Origin of the sequence: Streptomyces europaeiscabiei (assembly GCF_036346855.1) — a bacterium.
GTDB classification, from domain to species: Bacteria; Actinomycetota; Actinomycetes; order Streptomycetales; family Streptomycetaceae; genus Streptomyces; species Streptomyces europaeiscabiei.
On record NZ_CP107841.1, the window covers coordinates 3,870,037 to 3,885,767 of the forward strand.

At 69.0% G+C, this 15,731-nt stretch carries 13 protein-coding genes; 6 read left to right on the top strand and 7 right to left on the bottom strand.

The window, feature by feature from the left end; translation table 11 throughout:
• The first annotated feature begins 254 nt into the window (after positions 1–254).
• The 4 genes from OG858_RS16730 (at position 255) to OG858_RS16745 (ending at position 5,066) form a co-directional block, all read left to right on the top strand.
• The gene (locus OG858_RS16730) at positions 255–1,577 is read left to right on the top strand and encodes an ABC transporter substrate-binding protein (protein ID WP_086749206.1); all 1,323 of its coding nucleotides are present in this window, start codon (positions 255–257) and stop codon (positions 1,575–1,577) included.
• Positions 1,574–2,602 carry a carbohydrate ABC transporter permease gene (locus OG858_RS16735; RefSeq protein ID WP_086749207.1) on the top strand — a complete coding sequence of 343 codons (1,029 nt, stop codon included), beginning with the start codon at positions 1,574–1,576 and terminating at the stop codon, positions 2,600–2,602. The genes OG858_RS16730 and OG858_RS16735 overlap by 4 nt, the downstream gene beginning before the upstream one ends.
• Positions 2,599–3,504 carry a carbohydrate ABC transporter permease gene (locus OG858_RS16740; protein ID WP_086749208.1) on the top strand — a complete coding sequence of 302 codons (906 nt, stop codon included), beginning with the start codon at positions 2,599–2,601 and terminating at the stop codon, positions 3,502–3,504. The genes OG858_RS16735 and OG858_RS16740 overlap by 4 nt, the downstream gene beginning before the upstream one ends.
• A 119-nt stretch (positions 3,505–3,623) precedes the next feature.
• Positions 3,624–5,066 carry a GH1 family beta-glucosidase gene (locus OG858_RS16745; RefSeq protein WP_319322276.1) on the top strand — a complete coding sequence of 481 codons (1,443 nt, stop codon included), beginning with the start codon at positions 3,624–3,626 and terminating at the stop codon, positions 5,064–5,066.
• A 244-nt stretch (positions 5,067–5,310) separates the two neighbouring features.
• On the opposite strand, the gene OG858_RS16750 is transcribed toward OG858_RS16745, so the two are convergent.
• Entirely contained in the window at positions 5,311–5,745 is a 435-nt protein-coding gene (locus OG858_RS16750; protein ID WP_319064910.1) for an ATP-binding protein, read from the bottom strand.
• A gap of 253 nt (positions 5,746–5,998) precedes the next feature.
• Here OG858_RS16750 and OG858_RS16755 point away from each other — a divergent pair, with 253 nt between their 5' ends.
• Together OG858_RS16755 and OG858_RS16760 are read left to right on the top strand one after the other, a co-directional pair.
• Positions 5,999–6,880 (top strand): helix-turn-helix domain-containing protein, encoded by an 882-nt coding sequence (locus tag OG858_RS16755; protein ID WP_328544760.1) that lies wholly within the window; start codon positions 5,999–6,001, stop codon positions 6,878–6,880.
• An 11-nt stretch (positions 6,881–6,891) separates the two neighbouring features.
• Complete coding sequence (locus tag OG858_RS16760) at positions 6,892–7,086, top strand: DUF397 domain-containing protein (protein WP_319320825.1); 195 nt, start codon at positions 6,892–6,894, stop codon at positions 7,084–7,086.
• Here the strand turns inward: OG858_RS16760 and OG858_RS16765 are convergent.
• The 6 genes from OG858_RS16765 to OG858_RS16790 form a co-directional block, all read right to left on the bottom strand.
• Entirely contained in the window at positions 7,076–11,248 is a 4,173-nt protein-coding gene (locus tag OG858_RS16765; protein WP_086747992.1) for a trypsin-like peptidase domain-containing protein, read from the bottom strand. The genes OG858_RS16760 and OG858_RS16765 overlap by 11 nt on opposite strands.
• Positions 11,232–11,543 carry a trypco2 family protein gene (locus tag OG858_RS16770; RefSeq protein ID WP_086747993.1) on the bottom strand — a complete coding sequence of 104 codons (312 nt, stop codon included), beginning with the start codon at positions 11,541–11,543 and terminating at the stop codon, positions 11,232–11,234. Before OG858_RS16770 ends, OG858_RS16765 begins: the two co-directional genes overlap by 17 nt.
• Positions 11,544–11,614: 71 nt before the next feature.
• The gene (locus OG858_RS16775) at positions 11,615–12,028 is read right to left on the bottom strand and encodes a DNA-binding protein (protein WP_328544759.1); all 414 of its coding nucleotides are present in this window, start codon (positions 12,026–12,028) and stop codon (positions 11,615–11,617) included.
• Positions 12,010–12,291: a hypothetical protein gene (locus tag OG858_RS16780; protein WP_086747994.1), complete on the bottom strand. Its 282-nt coding sequence runs from the start codon at positions 12,289–12,291 to the stop codon at positions 12,010–12,012. Before OG858_RS16780 ends, OG858_RS16775 begins: the two co-directional genes overlap by 19 nt.
• Before the next feature lie 68 nt (positions 12,292–12,359).
• Entirely contained in the window at positions 12,360–14,381 is a 2,022-nt protein-coding gene (locus OG858_RS16785) for a beta-galactosidase (RefSeq protein WP_328544758.1), read from the bottom strand.
• Positions 14,378–15,700 carry a glycoside hydrolase family 36 protein gene (locus OG858_RS16790; RefSeq protein WP_328544757.1) on the bottom strand — a complete coding sequence of 441 codons (1,323 nt, stop codon included), beginning with the start codon at positions 15,698–15,700 and terminating at the stop codon, positions 14,378–14,380. Before OG858_RS16790 ends, OG858_RS16785 begins: the two co-directional genes overlap by 4 nt.
• Positions 15,701–15,731 lie beyond the last annotated feature (31 nt).

Sequence of the window (15,731 nt, forward strand, 5' to 3'; positions counted from 1 at the left end):
CGTTTCCGGGCATGCCAGGCCACCGACCCCGGGTTAGTTAACAGCCCGATAACCGAAGGCATCTCTCCGCGCTCGCTCCCTTGACACCCCCGCGCGAACCGACGACTCTTCAACACATCACTCGTGGGAGCGCTCCCACAGTACCTGGCACTTACACAACCCGCACGTTCCCCGCCCGAGCCGCAGCATGAACTAACGGGCCCAACAAAGCCGTTGGCCGGGGGGTCGGCACGTCAGGGCATCAGGAGGACGCAATGCGAGCACGTACCCGAACCGCCCGCAACACGGTGGTCCTGGCAGCCGTCGCCGCCCTGGGCGCCGGGCTGCTGGCCGGCTGTTCCGAGGACCCGGACGACGGCACGTCGAACGAGGGCGGCGGCAACACCGAGGGCAAGATCACGCTGACGGTCGGCACCTTCGGCGTCTTCGGCTACAAGCAGGCCGGCCTGTACGACGAGTACATGAAGCAGAACCCGAACGTCGTCATCAAGGAGAACGTCACCACCAAGACCTCGGTCTACTGGCCCAAGACACTCACCCGTCTGCAGGCCGGCTCCGGCACCGACGACATCCAGGCGATCGAGATCGGCAACGTCACCGAGGCCGTGGAGACGCAGGGCGACAAGTTCGTCGACCTCGGCAAGGAGGTCGACAAGTCGCAGTGGCTGGACTGGAAGAACCAGCAGGCCACGACCAAGGACGGCAAGCTCATCGGGCTCGGCACCGACATCGGCCCGATGGCGATCTGCTACCGCAAGGACCTGTTCGAGAAGGCCGGCCTCGAAACGGACCGCGCCAAGCTCGCGGAGCAGTGGAAGGGCGACTGGAGCAAGTACGTCGACCTCGGCAAGGAGTACATGAAGAAGGCGCCGAAGGGCACCAAGTACGTGGACTCTGCCTCCTCGGTCTACAACGCGGCCCTCGGCGGCGCGACCGAGCGCTACTACGACAAGGACGGCAACACCGTCTGGGAGAAGTCGCAGGGCGTGAAGGACGCCTGGAACGACGCGATGACGGTGGCGACGAGCGACATGACGGCGAAGCTGAAGCAGTTCGAGCTGCCCTGGGAACAGGCCTACGCCAAGGGCTCCTTCGCCACGGTGGCCTGCCCGGCGTGGATGATCGGCTACATCCAGGAGAAGTCCGGTGACGCCGGCAAGGGCAAGTGGGACGTGGCGGCGGCGCCGACCGCGGCCAACTGGGGCGGCGCGTTCATCGGTGTGCCGACCGCGAGCAAGCACCAGAAGGAGGCCATCGCCCTGGCGAAGTGGCTGACCGCTCCGGAGCAGCAGGCCAAGGTCTTCGCCAAGCAGGCCAGCTTCCCGTCGACCCCGTCGGCGTACGGGACCCTGAAGCCGAGCGCCGATACCACCGCCTACTTCTCCGACGCGCCGCTGACGCAGATCTTCTCCGACTCGGCGAAGACGATCCCGGTGCAGTACTTCGGCGCCAAGGACCAGCCGATCGGCACCGCGATCACCGACATCGGCATCGTGCAGGTCGAGCAGAAGGGCAAGAGCCCTGAAGAGGGCTGGGACGCCGCCAGCAAGGAGATCAAGGACGTGCTCGGCCAGTGACCAGCTCCAAAGAGGCACTCGCGCATTCCGCGACGAGCGCCGAGACCGCGCCCGGCGATGAGCCGGGCGCGGTCCGGGGCGCTCAGGGTCGCGGTACGCCGCCGCCGGGCACCGACTCGTGGCGCAGCCGGCTGTACCGCTGGGACATGAAGGCGTCCCCGTACGTGTTCATCTCCCCCTTCTTCCTGATCTTCGGGGCGTTCTCGCTCGTCCCGCTCGTGTACACGGGCTGGTACTCGCTGCACAACGTGCAGCTCTCCGACCTGGACAACCAGACCTGGGTGGGACTGGACAACTACCAGAACCTGCTGTCCTCGGACTTCTTCTGGAACTCCCTGTGGGTCACCTTCGCCATCGGCGTGATCGCGACCGTGCCGCAGCTGATGGTGGCGATCGGTATCGCGCACCTGCTCAACTACCGGCTGCGTGGCTCGACCGTGTGGCGGGTCATCATGCTCACCCCGTACGCCACCTCGGTGGCGGCAGCCACACTGGTGTTCGTGCTGCTGTTCTCCTGGGACGGCGGCATGATCAACTGGCTGCTCGACTTCATCGGGATCGACCCCGTCAACTGGCGTGAGTCCAACTGGGGTTCGAAGTTCGCCGTCTCCACGATCGTGATCTGGCGGTGGACCGGCTACAACGCGCTGATCTACCTGGCGGCGATGCAGGCGATCCCCGCCGACCTGTACGAGTCCGCGTCCATCGACGGCGCGAACCGCTGGCAGCAGTTCATCCATGTGACGATCCCGCAGCTGCGGCCCACGATCCTGTTCACCGCGGTGGTCTCCACGATCGGCGCGACCCAGCTCTTCGGTGAGCCCCTGCTGTTCGGCGGGGCGGACGGTTCCAAGGGCGGCTCCGAGCACCAGTACCAGACGCTCGGCCTGTACATGTACGACCAGGGCTTCATGATCGGCAACCTCGGCAAGGCGTCCGCGATCGCCTGGTCGATGTTCCTGATCCTGCTGATCGTGGCCGCGATCAACCTGCTGCTCACCCGACGGCTGAGGAAGTCCCCATGACCACGAGCGAACTGACTCTTCCCCGGACTCCGGAGAAGGTTCCGGAGAAGAAGGGCTCCCGCCGACGGGTGATGGGCGCGGGCAAGCAGCTGCACGCGGGCCCGCTCACCTATGTCGTACTGACCCTCTTCGCCGTGGGCTCACTGGCCCCCCTGGTGTGGACGGCGATCGCGGCCTCACGCACCAACCAGCGGCTCGCCGAGGCGCCACCGCCGCTGTGGTTCGGCGGGAACCTGTTCAGGAACCTGGAGACCGCCTGGGAGCAGGCCGGGCTCGGCACCGCCATGCTCAACACGACGTTCGTGGCCGGGACGATCACCGTCGGTACGGTGCTGTTCTCCACGCTCGCCGGGTTCGCCTTCGCCAAGCTGCGGTTCCGGTTCTCCAGCACGCTGCTGCTGCTGACCATCGGCACGATGATGATTCCGCCGCAGCTGGCCGTCGTCCCGCTGTATCTGTGGATGAGCGATCTGAACTGGTCCAACCAGCTGCAGACGGTCATCCTGCCCACGCTGGTCAGCGCCTTCGGCACGTTCTTCATGCGGCAGTACCTGGTCCAGGCGCTGCCCACCGAGCTGATCGAGGCGGCGCGGGTCGACGGCGCGAGCAGTCTGCGGATCGTGTGGCACGTCGTCTTCCCGGCAGCGCGGCCGGCGATGGCGGTGCTCGGGCTGCTGACCTTCGTCATGGCCTGGAACGACTTCCTGTGGCCGATCCTGGCCCTGAACCAGCAGAACCCGACCGTCCAGGTGGCCCTCAACGCCCTTGGCACCGGCTACATCCCCGACCAGTCGGTGATCATGGCGGGCGCGCTGCTCGGCACGTTGCCGCTGCTGATCGCCTTCCTTCTGTTCGGCAAGCAGATCGTGGGCGGCATCATGCAGGGCGCGGTCAAGGGATGACCCGGCTCGCCGCCGCGTAGTTCCCCCTCGGGGGCCGGGCCAGCGCCGTCCCCGCCCCCCTCTGCTTCATCCCCCCACCCGCCACTGTCGGTCTCCACGACCACTATGGGAGCGCTTCCATGCCTGAATCCGTGAACCCGGTGACCCCGGTGACCTTTCCTCCCGCCTTCCTCTGGGGCGCGGCCACCTCCGCCTACCAGATCGAGGGAGCGGTGCGTGAGGACGGCCGTACGCCCTCCATCTGGGACACTTTCAGCCATACCCCGGGCAAGACCGCCGGTGGCGAGACCGGTGACATCGCTGTCGACCACTACCACCGCTACCGCGACGACGTGGCGATGATGGCGGACCTGGGCCTCAACTCGTACCGCTTCTCCATCTCCTGGTCGCGGGTGCAGCCGACGGGCCGGGGCCCGGCGATCCAGCGCGGCCTCGACTTCTACCGCCGTCTGGTCGACGAGCTGCTGGACAAGGGCATCAAGCCGGCCGTCACCCTCTACCACTGGGACCTCCCCCAGGAGTTGGAGGACGCGGGCGGCTGGCCCGAGCGGGACATCGTGCACCGCTTCGCCGAGTACGCGCGGATCGTGGGCGAGGCGCTCGGCGACCGTGTCGAGCAGTGGATCACCCTCAACGAGCCGTGGTGCACCGCGTTCCTCGGCTACGGCTCCGGGGTGCACGCGCCGGGCCGTACGGACCCGGTGGCGTCGCTGCGCGCGGCCCACCATCTGAACCTGGCGCACGGGTTGGGCGTCTCGGCGCTCCGCTCGGCGATGCCCGCCCGCAACTCGATCGCGGTGAGCCTCAACTCGTCGGTGGTACGGCCGATCACGAACTCCCCCGAGGACGTGGCCGCGGCCCGGAAGATCGACGACCTCGCGAACGGCGTCTTCCACGGGCCGATGTTGCAGGGGGCGTACCCGGAGACCCTGTTCGCCGCCACCTCGTCGCTGACGGACTGGTCGTTCGTGCAGGACGGTGACGTGGCGGCGGCCAACCAGCCGTTGGACGCGCTGGGGTTGAACTACTACACGCCGACGCTGGTGGGCGCGGCCGAGGCGGACGCGACCGGGCCGCGCGCGGACGGCCACGGGGCGAGCAACCACTCGCCGTGGCCGGCCGCGGACGACGTCCTGTTCCACCAGACTCCGGGCGAGCGTACGGAGATGGGCTGGACCATCGACCCGACGGGTCTGCATGAGCTGATCATGCGGTACTCGCGGGAGGCGCCGGGACTGCCGATGTACATCACCGAGAACGGGGCGGCGTACGACGACAAGATGGACGCGGACGGTCGCGTCCACGACCCCGAGCGCATCGCCTACCTGCACGGCCACCTGCGGGCGGTCCGGCGCGCGATCGCCGAGGGGGCGGATGTGCGCGGGTACTACCTGTGGTCCCTGATGGACAACTTCGAGTGGGCGTACGGGTACGGGAAGCGGTTCGGGGCGGTGTACGTCGACTACGCGACGCTCGCCCGTACGCCCAAGTCGAGCGCGTACTGGTACGGGCAGGCGGCGAAGACGGGGGCGCTGCCGCCGCTGATGACGACCTCGGCGTAGGGGACGTCGGGGTGTAGAGCCGGGGGCTGGGGGAGCCCTCCGGGGGGAACGGGGGTCCGGGGCGCGGCGCGATTAGGGGAGCGCCGCGCCCCGGGCGTTGTCGGAGGCGGCGAGCAGGGCTACTGCGAGCGTCTGTTTCTTGGCATACGACGGCTTCCCTGCGGGGCGGTGCCGGCGGTCTTCTCGACGGCTTCGGCGCGGAGGGCCAGGGCTGCCAAGGCCAGTAGTTCGACATCAAGGTCAATCAGCGGCTGGGCCGCGTAAGAGCGTTCCGGCTTGTTCGTGATGTGCATGCTCCCAGTTCGAACCAGGTGGCCTTGCCCTGGCCGGAGCTGTCCGTACGCACACCCCACGCATGGGCGCCGAACGAGATCAACTGCATGCCCCGGCCGCCCTCGTCATCGGGGGTGGCCGAGCGTCCGATGGGCAGGCCGGGGGCCTCGTCGTGGACGAGGACGCGGAGGCGGGCGGGACGGATCCAGGAGGCATGGAGGATGACAGAGGTCGTGCAGCCCTTCGCCGTACAGGCGTTGATGGCATTGGTGACTGCCTCGGAGGTCAGCAGGACCGCGGTGTCGGTGAGTTCGGGGTGGTCGGCGGCGGTGAGAAGGGCCCGGACGGCTTCCCGGGCGGTGCGGACCCAGGCGGGGTGGGGCGGGAAGGTGAGGGAGAGGTTCATGGGGTCAGCCTCTTTCGGCGGGGTCGAGCGTGCACGCGGTGACCAGGTCCGGGCCTCGGCGCCTGGGAACCGGCTTGAGGGCGGGGGTACTTCCTCGTGACGCGGAGTGGGTGGCAGATACTGACGGTAGGGTCATTCATGACCTAGGTTCAATCGTGAACGCCATAATTGACCCTTGTGAGTGACTCGCCTGGCGACTGGTCGACGGCTTGAGCAGGTGAGCGGCACACTGCGCACGACCGAGGGAGGGACAATGCCACCAAGGAATAGCCCCAGTGAGCGACAACTCCGTCTGGGGATCGAACTGCGCAAACTCCGGCTTCGCGCAGGCATGTCCAGCGACGACGCTGCCAAGTTGCTGGAGGGCGAGCGCTCACGCATCAGCTACATCGAGTCCGGGCGGCTCGGGGTCTCCCGCAACCGGCTGCACCCGCTGCTTCGCGCGTACAACTGCCCGCCGGGTCCCCACTTCGACGAGTTGATGAAGATGGGACAGGCCAGCGGCAAGGGCTGGTGGGACGACTTCGCCGACACCATCGGCCCGGCGGCCCGCGACCTGGCAGAGCTCGAAGCCCGGTCGACGGTGTTGCGTACGCATGAGCCCCTGGCCATCCCCGGCATGCTTCAGACCGACGAGTACGCCCGCGCCGTCCTGGCCGTCACGGAGCCGCAGTCCCCGCATGTCGACCGGTACGCCGAGTTCCGCCTGGCCAGGCAACGCGTGCTGAACGCCGAGCCACCGGTGATCTACCACGCGGTGATCAACGAAGCCGCGCTCCGCACTCGCGTGGGCGGCCCGGCAGTCATGCGCCGCCAACTCCTACGACTCATGGAGGTCAGTCGACTGCCCAACGTGACTGTGCAGGTGTGGCCCTTCGAGTCCGGCATCTACTCCGCGCACATTCAGTCGTTCGTCATCTACGGCAACACGGCGCCCGAATTGGACACGGTCTACCTGGAGCATCCGACGAAATCACTCTTCCTCCGCGATGGAGACCAACTCGACCAGTACGCGAAGATGTTCGAGCGACTCACCAAACTGGCGCTGACACCGGTGGACCCTGAATCAACCCCGGAGTCGCACGAGTCCCGCGACTCACTGAGCCTCATCCAACATGTGATGTACGACCTCTGAAAGGACCCTCGATGCCACCTCAACTCTCTTGGCAAAAGTCGTCGTTCAGCACCGGCGGCGAGGGCAACTGCATAGAGCTGGCGGCAGCCACCACCCACCGCATACACCTCCGCGAGAGCGACCGGCCGCACGAGATCACCACGGCCACCCCCCGCGCCTTGGCGCACCTTTTGCACACGGTCAAAGGCGGAAGCCTCAGTCGCTGAGGCCCACATGGGCGAAAACCACGTCCCATACGCGGTGGACGGCGTCGGGGTCGATGGCGGCCAGGACCGGAACGACGTGGTGCCATCCGTCCGGGGTGGCCGCCTCTGCGAGCAGAGCTCGCGCGCGACGGAGGTCCGGGCCACCCAAAGGCGGAAGGACCATGGCCGCGAATCGGCAGATTGCGGGGATGTAGGTCGAGGAATTCTCAAACGACGTGCTCTTGCGGACACCAGGTACGCAGGCAACGTACGCAGCGAGGTCCGCGAGCGTCTCCCCACGTTCTTCTCCCGTTGCTCTGCCACGAGCAACGGCCTGGGCCGCTTCGTGATCGCCGAGAACGGCATACACGATTGCCTCTGCGGTGCCCGGTCTAGAGGGCCAGGACTCCCTGTTCTTCAACAGGGCTTGGTCGAAGCGGCGACGAGCCGCAGCCGGATCCTCGACGGCGGTGAACAGACTCATGAGCACTTCGTCATGGAACGTGCGGCCCACAGAGTCGTCCGAGGCCATGTGCTGCAGGGCCCTGAGGATGCGGCCGCTGCGCACCCCATCGTGGGGACGCACGACAGCGAGCAGCATCGCAAGTAGCGACGGAGTCCCAGAGCGTGTGCCCGGGAGCAGGTCATCGACCAACCGCGCCGCTGCTTCCGGATCATGCGGCCACAGACCCGATGAGGCCGTCATGCACACCATGTCATGGTCATACCCGACCAATTGATCCCGCATCCCGCCCAAGCGATGCTCGATCATCTCCATGACGCGGTCCGTCGCACCCGCATGAGCAAGTGCCTCAAGTGCTGTCGTGAGAGTGTCGGCGCGCACCATTGCAACGGGGGTTGTCAGCGCCGCATGGATGGCCTCTTCAGCAAAGCGCAGCGCCCGGCTGCGGTCCGCTGGTGCAACGGCCACGGCTGCGGCGGCATACCCCCAAGCCTGCGCGTCACGCGAGCCGAGCGCCCTGATGAGACGTTCGGCCTCGCTCGACAGGCTCACTGTTGCAAGCGCACCGGCGAAGGCGGCAAAGCGATCGGGCTGAGAGAGGCGGATCTCTCCGCCTTCCGACTGGTGCCCAGGCGCTGCGCGGTCGAGCAATCTCCATGACCGTTGCGGGTCGTGCTCTGCGAAGTGGGCCGCGAGCACGGCGAGCGCCTCGGACACATGCCACTGCGGGACCTCCGACTCGTTGAGCAGCAAGGTCTCTAATTGATCAGCAGCCCCGGCACGAACAAGCAACCCAGCTGTGACAGCAGTCGACGAGGCGTTCTCGCCACGATGTGCGGCGACCTTCCAAAGGCCTGCCAAGGCCGCCCACGCCTCTGCGGCTCGGCCTCGGCGAGCCAGCCCTTCGGCGATCGCCGCCAGTTCCTCACGCAACTCCAGTGAAGTCGCCTGCCGGACGGCCCGCGCGAGCAGCCAGCCGTCATCCAACTGATCCGCTACAACGAGTGCGCGCACGGCCTCGGTCAGCCGGTACCAGTTGTCCTCGTTCCCCCAGATTTCAGGGCCTTCAAGGCTCCGCAGAAGGTTCTGTGCATACTCAGCCGCGCGCCTGGCGATGCGCTCCGCCTCGCGCGGACGCACCTCCCGTAGGACGTCCGCCACAGTTGCGGCGACCTCCACCGAGTCTTCCGCATCATAGTGAGCGAGCATGACCACAGAGTCGTACAAGCGCACCGCACTACCAAGGTCGCCGCAAGCCGCCCATGCCTCAGCTATGGATGCCATGGCACGCATGCGAGCCGGCACTCGCCACATGTTCTCTACGGCCTTCTCGGCTCGCCTCAGCAGACCTGCCGCGTCCCTCGGAGCCTGCAGCGCAGTCGCAGTTGACACGAATGCCTCGACCATCGCTTCGACGTCAGAGTCGTACTCCGGAACAGGGAGTTCGCTGAGCCGACGCAGTGCTTCGTCTCTTAACCCCACTGCTGCGAGAGCGATGGCCAGCCTGCCCCGTGCTTCCAGAACGCAGGTGTCACTGTAGAACCCGGGACGCTCCGCAATCGTCTCCTCAGTCAGCCGCAGTGCTTCCTCCGCCACCCCCACCGCCCGCAGGTCTCCCTCGTCGGCCAGGACTCGCGCGACTCGTCCCAATGCTCGGGCCCGATCCATGGGGCGGAAGACACTTCGAGCAAGGCCAATGGCAAGTCGGGGGCGGCCGAGACGGGCGTAGACAGCTGGGATGTCCGGGTGGAGTGACTCGTTGCGCCGGGCGACCAGATCGCCGACGACCGCAAGCGCCACCGACATGCCCAGGTCTTCGGGCGCCACTCTCCGAACGGTCTCCCGCGCCGCCGCGATCTCCGCGAGACACGCCGCGTCGCTGCCCGTCACCTCTCGGAGGCGGTCGCGGCGCCGGGCGTCGGTGGCCAGGGCGGTGGTTCGGCTCACGTCCCGGAGCAGGGCGACCAGGCGGCCGTACGGCTGAAGCAGATACGGCGGCGTGTCCTCAGGCCAGCCCCGACGCTCGTACGTCTCCGCCCAGACGTGCACCCGTTCCCGGTACGCGTCCACGTCGGGCCCCAACTCGTTCTCGGCGGTCTTGAGGAGGGTCTCGTGGGCGAAGAGGTAGCCGCGGCTGGTGGTGTACAGGGCCGTGTCGCCGCCCCCGGCGCTGTTGAAGTCGCTGCCACGCAGACGCAGGATGCGGCCGAAGACACTGCCCAGTCTGTGGCGGAGTGTGTAGCCGGGCTCACCCGTGAGTGCACGGAGATCATCGTCCGTGAGGGTGCCGCGCGCGGCCGTGAGTAGACCGAGCAGGTCGCGCTCCAACCGTTCACCGGTGAACGCCCGATGGAGGTCGTACTTGGCTTCGTGCTCGGTGTGCCGAGCCGCTTCCACCGTGGAGAGCTTGACCACCGGGCAGCCGCGCAGGGGATGGCTGCCCTTGACGTCCGACGGGATACCCGGGATGTCGGGGCTCGGGCGGCTGGTCACCAGGACGCGGACGTTCGACGGCAGCCGCTGCGGCAGGAGCGCGGCGATACTCGTGCCGCTGCCGCCGGGCTGCAGGGACTGGTCCTCGTCGAGGCCGTCCACGACGAGGAGGAGTGTGCCGCCGTTCTGGGCGACGCGTTCTGCGGCCTCGCGCAGGAGGAGTCGGCGTTCGCCGTCGCGGGCGGTCGGGGAGGCGTGGCGGTTGGGTTCGCGGCCCGCGATCGTGGCGAGCTGTTCGATGACGGCTCCGGTGTACGCATCGCCGTCCGACTGACCGGCATAGCGTGCCGTGATGAAGAACCAGACCGGGACGACACCACGGGGCGGGTGCAGGGCGAACCAGGCCGCGAGGGCCGTCTTGCCGGTCCAGGGCGGTCCCTGGAGCCAGCGGTACTGGGTGGGGCCGCCGCAGAACTCGACGAGGTCACGGAGTTCGGACTGTCTGTCGGTCAGTTCTTCGGGGGCGATGTCGGCGAGTTGTGCCCGGTAGATCTCCTGGATGAGGGCGAGGCCGGTGGCCGGTAGGGCGTCCGGCAGCGTGCCGGGGCACAGCTCGCATCCCAACGCCTCTTCCAGCGAGGCCAGTTCCGTCGCGGACAGCTTCTCGGCCCAACGGTCCGCCCGGCTCGCCGCGACACGGCCGGGCCCGTCGGACCGGTGATGCCGGGTGATCACGCCGACGAGACGATCGCCCGCGAAGAGGGCCGCGCCGGACATGCCCTCCCACGCGTCCCGCTCTGGGTCCGGATCGTCCGCCGGAGGCGAGGTGACGCACAGATCGAGCGTGCCCTCGCGCCGGTTGGACAGGACCGCGCAGGTCGCGTGTACGTGCTCGGCGTCCCGGAATCGCGAACCGTCGTCGCCCGTACGGAGCTTGAAGCGCGGGAAGCCGAGGGCCGTACAGCGCAGTACAGCGTCGTGCTCACCGACGCGGCCGTACGGGACCGGGATGAGTTCCGTATCGTCATCCGGGAGGGCGAGCACGGCAATGTCGATGCCCTCGTGCCGCCAGGCCACGCTCGCCTCGACGGTCCGCTCACCCGGCCTGTCGGCCTGGAAGCGCACCCGGATGGTCGTGGCGCCCGCGACGACGTGCGCGGCGGTCAGCACCTTGCCCGGCGAGACCAGATAGCCCGAACCGCGACGCCCCGCACCACCACCCGACAGCGCGACGATGATCTCGGCGACCCGCTCCGGCCGCAGCCCCCGGTCAGCGTTCGCCGTCAACCTCGCCGCCCGCGATCAGCACCGACTGCGGTGAACTACCGTCGGCAGCCACAGCCTTGGGTGTCAGCGTGACCGTGATCCGCTGGGTCTGGGCGTGTGCGTACTTGCCGTTCGCCCCGGCGTCGACAACCCACAGTCGGACCTTGGAGTCCGCGCCGGCCTCACGAGTGACCGCGACGGTCGCCTCGATCTCCACAGGACCGACCTCGAACCGGACCGCCTCGTCGGCTCCGTCCACGAGCGCGCTGCTCAGCTGTTGCCGCAACTCCCGGATCATGTCGGACAGTTCGATCACGCTTCCCCCTCGCGCCACGGTGTTCAGATGCTACAAGTCACAGCGGCACACTGCCGGTTCCAAGCACCGCCCTATACGGCAACCAACCGCACCCGCTCCCCGCAAAGCTTCGCCATGTCGTCGATGTCCGAGGTGAGCATGACCACCGGGCGGTGCTGGCGCAGCGCCATCTCGGCCACGGCGGCGTCGATCGCGTACTCGTGGCCGTGCAGGCCTGCCCCGATCAGCATGGCCGAGGCAGCCTTGGCGTCCTCGTCCCCGATGGGCACGATCCGCATGCCGGACAGCATCCACGCGAGCCGCGCCCTGTCCGTCCGGCGATGAACCGCCTCGATGATCGTGAGGGCACCGATGACCACCTCCATGCCCCGTTTGCGCGCCTCGGCGACCAGCGCGACGGCAGGCTCGTGATCGCCGACCAGCTTGGACAGGCCTTCGCGGTCCAGCACGAGGGTGCCCTCGTGGCTCAGCCTGCGGAGGGCCACTGGCCCTCCGCGAACACCTCGTCGAAGACGCGACGCGCCCGCGCCTCTTCGTCGGCGGAGATCGGCCCCTTGCGCTGTCCGTGGTCGGCCAGATACTCGTCCAGGATCCGACCGCGCAGCTCACGCTCCACCGCTTCGGTGATGAACGCCGAGAACTCACGCTTACCGACTCGCTGCCGGATCGCCTCTGCAGTCCCCTCCGGAAGCGAGAGGCTCACCCTGGTGGCAGGACCTTCCCGTCTACTGCTGACGACCCGCCCCAGGCACGCTGACCAACGAGTCGGGCCGCGGCCCCCGAAGGAGCCACGGCCCTGGTCGATCGTGATCGGTGTCAGCGTGGTTCGCGGACGACCGCCACGTCCCCGGCCGCCACCAGCACGCTCGCCGAGGCACCGCTCGTGGCGACCCCCTTGCCCGTCAGCAGCTCGGACGCGTCGGCCGCGACCTCGATCTCGGCCGCCGACTCCCCGTGGTTGATCAGGAAGAGGTAGTCCGCGTCCGCACCCCGGCGCAGGACCGCCTCGACCCCGTCGGGGGTCGTACGCACCGACGCCACGCCCGCCTCCTCGCGGATGCGGCCCAGGAGGGAGGCGAGGGTCGTCGGGTCCGGGCGGGTGGCCACGTACCAGGCCGTGCCCGAGCCGTGCGTGGCGCGGGTGACGGCCGGGACGCCGGCCAGGGGGCCGGAGGCGTACGTCGCGATCGGCTCGGCGCCCGCCAGGGCGACCCGCTCCGACCAGAGTTCACCCGTGCCGGCCTCGCCCAGGCCGGCCAGGGCCACCGACTCCCCCGGCAACAGCGGGAACAGCTCGTCCGTGCGCACGCCCAGCGCCTCGCGGAACGCTCCGGGGTAACCGCCCAGCCGGACATGGCAGTTCTCGTCCACCGCCCCGCTGTGGAAGCCTACCGCCAGCGTGCCTCCGGCCGCCGCGAACCCCGTCAGGTTCGCCGCTCCCTCGTCGTCCACCAGGTACAGGCTCGGCGCCAGGACCAGCTTGTACGCGGACAGGTCCGCGTCGGGGCGCACGAAGTCCACCGCCACACCGGACCGCCACAGCGGCTCGTACCAGGCACGGACCAGGTCCTGGAAGCGGAGTTCGCCGCTCGGCTGGGACGGGAGTTCCACCGCCCACCAGGCGTTCCAGTCCCAGACGATCGCCACCTCGGCGACGCCCGCGCTGCCCCGCACCTCCGCCAACGACCCCAGATCCGCGCCCAGTCGCACCACGTCACGCCAGATCTGGCTGTCCGTGCCCGCGTGCGGGAGCATCGCCGAGTGCCACTGCTCGGCGCCCGCCTTGGCGGCCCGCCACTGGAAGTAGGCGATGCCGTCGGCGCCCCGGGCCACGTGGGACAGGGCGTTGCGGCGCAGCTCGCCCGCCGTCTTGGCCCGGTTGACCGGCTGCCAGTTGACCGCGCCGGTGGAGTGTTCCATCAGGAGCCAGGGGCCGCCGGCCAGCGAACGCACCAGGTCGCCGCTGAGCGCGATGTCGATCTCGGACTCGGGGTCCGTCGACTGGAGGTAGTGGTCGTTGGAGACGACGTCCAGCTCCGGCGCCCAGCGCCAGTAGTCCAGCTTGTCGAAGTTGTACATCACCATGAAGTTGGTGGTGGCGGGGGTGGCGGGGGCCGCCTCCAGCAGCACCTCCCGCTCCGCCTTGCACAGTGACAGCAACGCGTCGCTGCAGAAGCGGCGCCAGTCCAGCTGGTGGGCCGGGTTCGGGACCGCGCCCGTCGGGCGGGGCGGGATGATCTCGTCCCAGTCGTAGTACCACTGGCTCCAGAACGTCGTGCCCCAGGCGTTGTTCAGCGCCGCCAGGTCGTCGTACTTCTCCCGCAGCCAGACCCGGAACGCCGCCGCGCTCGTGTCGCAGTAGCACTCGCCGTTGTGGCAGCCGTACTCGTTGTGGATGTGCCACATGACGACGGCCGGGTGGTCCGCGTACCGCTCGCCCAGCACACGGGCGATCCGCAGGGCCGCCTCGCGGTAGGCGGGACTCGACGGGCAGAAGGTCTGGCGGCTGCCGTACGAGAGGGTGCGGCCGTCCTTGTCGACCGGCAGGGCGTCCGGGTGCGCGACGAAGAACCAGGCGGGCGGAGCCGCCGTGGGTGTCGCCAGGTCGGCGGCTATCCCGTTCTCGTGGAGGAGCGCCAGGACGCGGTCGAGGCGGGAGAAGTCGTACTCGCCCTGCCTCGGCTCCAGCAGCGCCCACGCGAAGATGTTGACGCTGACCATGGTGACGCCCGCCTCGCGCATGAGGCGTACGTCCTCGGCCCAGACCTCCTCGGGCCACTGCTCGGGGTTGTAGTCACCGCCGTAGGCGATGCCGGGGACCTTCAGTTCGCGCTTCATTCGGCAGCCTCCGTGCCCTTGGCCAGCAGACGGCGAGTCGTGTCCACGCCCCAGGCGTCCAGCGACAGCAGACGGTCGCTGGAGGCCATGAGGCCACCCGTCGCCTCGACGTGCGCCGCCCAGCGTTCCCGTGTCTCCACGGCCGGGCGGGCCATCAGGCAGTCGGGGTCGTTCACCCAGAGACGGCCGTGCTGCCACTGCCGGCCGACGCCCGTGAACTCGGCGGGGTCCTGGCCGGGCTGGCTGTGGTCGTCCGCCTCGGGGCGGCGGTGCGGGGCCGTGTCGGGGCTGACCCGCATGGCGTCGAACAGGCCGATGGACGGGAGGATCGGCGCGCCGCAGCCCAGCAGGTAGGCGTCGGGGCCGATCGCGTCGCGGATCAGCTCGATGCCCTCGCGGTACGCCGTCAGGGCGTCCACGGAAGCGTGCCGTACGCCGTCCAGCGCGCCCGCGTACAGGAAGTCGACCTTGAAGTAGTCGTAGCCCTCGGCGCGCAGGGTCGTGAAGACCTCGGTCAGGTACGCCGCCGCCTCGGGGTGCGTGGTGTCGAGGACGTACAGGTCGTGGCCCCAGTTGCGGCCGGCGTGCAGCGGCCGGCCCGCCGTGTCCCTGACCAGCCACTCCGGGTGCTCGGCCGCCAGGGTGCTCGACGGGTCGACCAGGAAGGGGGCCGTCCAGATGCCCGCTCGGCGGCCCCGCGCCCTGATCGTGTCGGCGATGCCCGCGCGGGAGCGGAAGCGGCCGGAGAGGGTCAGCCAGTCGCCCAGGGCGCGCTGGTAGCCGTCGTCGATCTGGACGACGTCGATGGGGAGGTCGAGGGTGTCCATCGCACGGAGGTTCTCGTGGATGTCGTCCTCGGTGACGGAGGTGAAGTACTCGTACCAGGAGCACCAGACGGTGGGGGCCGGGCGGGGGGCCGCGAGGCCGAGGCCGGCGGCCCAGTCGCCCAGCACCGACTGGATGTCCTGGCCCGTCCACTCCTTCACCGGGCCGTCGGAGCTCACCTCGGCGACCCCGTCCCGTACCACCAGACGGATGGACGGGACCTCACGTACGGGGTCGGGGGCGGCCCAGAGGCGGACCGGTGTGCCGTCGCCCGGGTCGAGGGCCAGCAGGCCCTCGCCCTGGAAGGTGCCGGCGGGGGCGGTGACACCCGGGCGGTAGCAGACCGTCGCCCAGTTGTCGTCGGTCGGACGGTACGGGGCCGCGTCGAGGGCGTAGGCGCCGCTGGGGCTCCAGGACTGCCAGCCCTCCTCGTGGACCCGTGCCGTAGTGGTGTCCACGGGCACGGAGACCACGTGGGTGAAGGGGTGGTGCACGGAATGCTTCTCTTTCACGGAATGGGCCGCC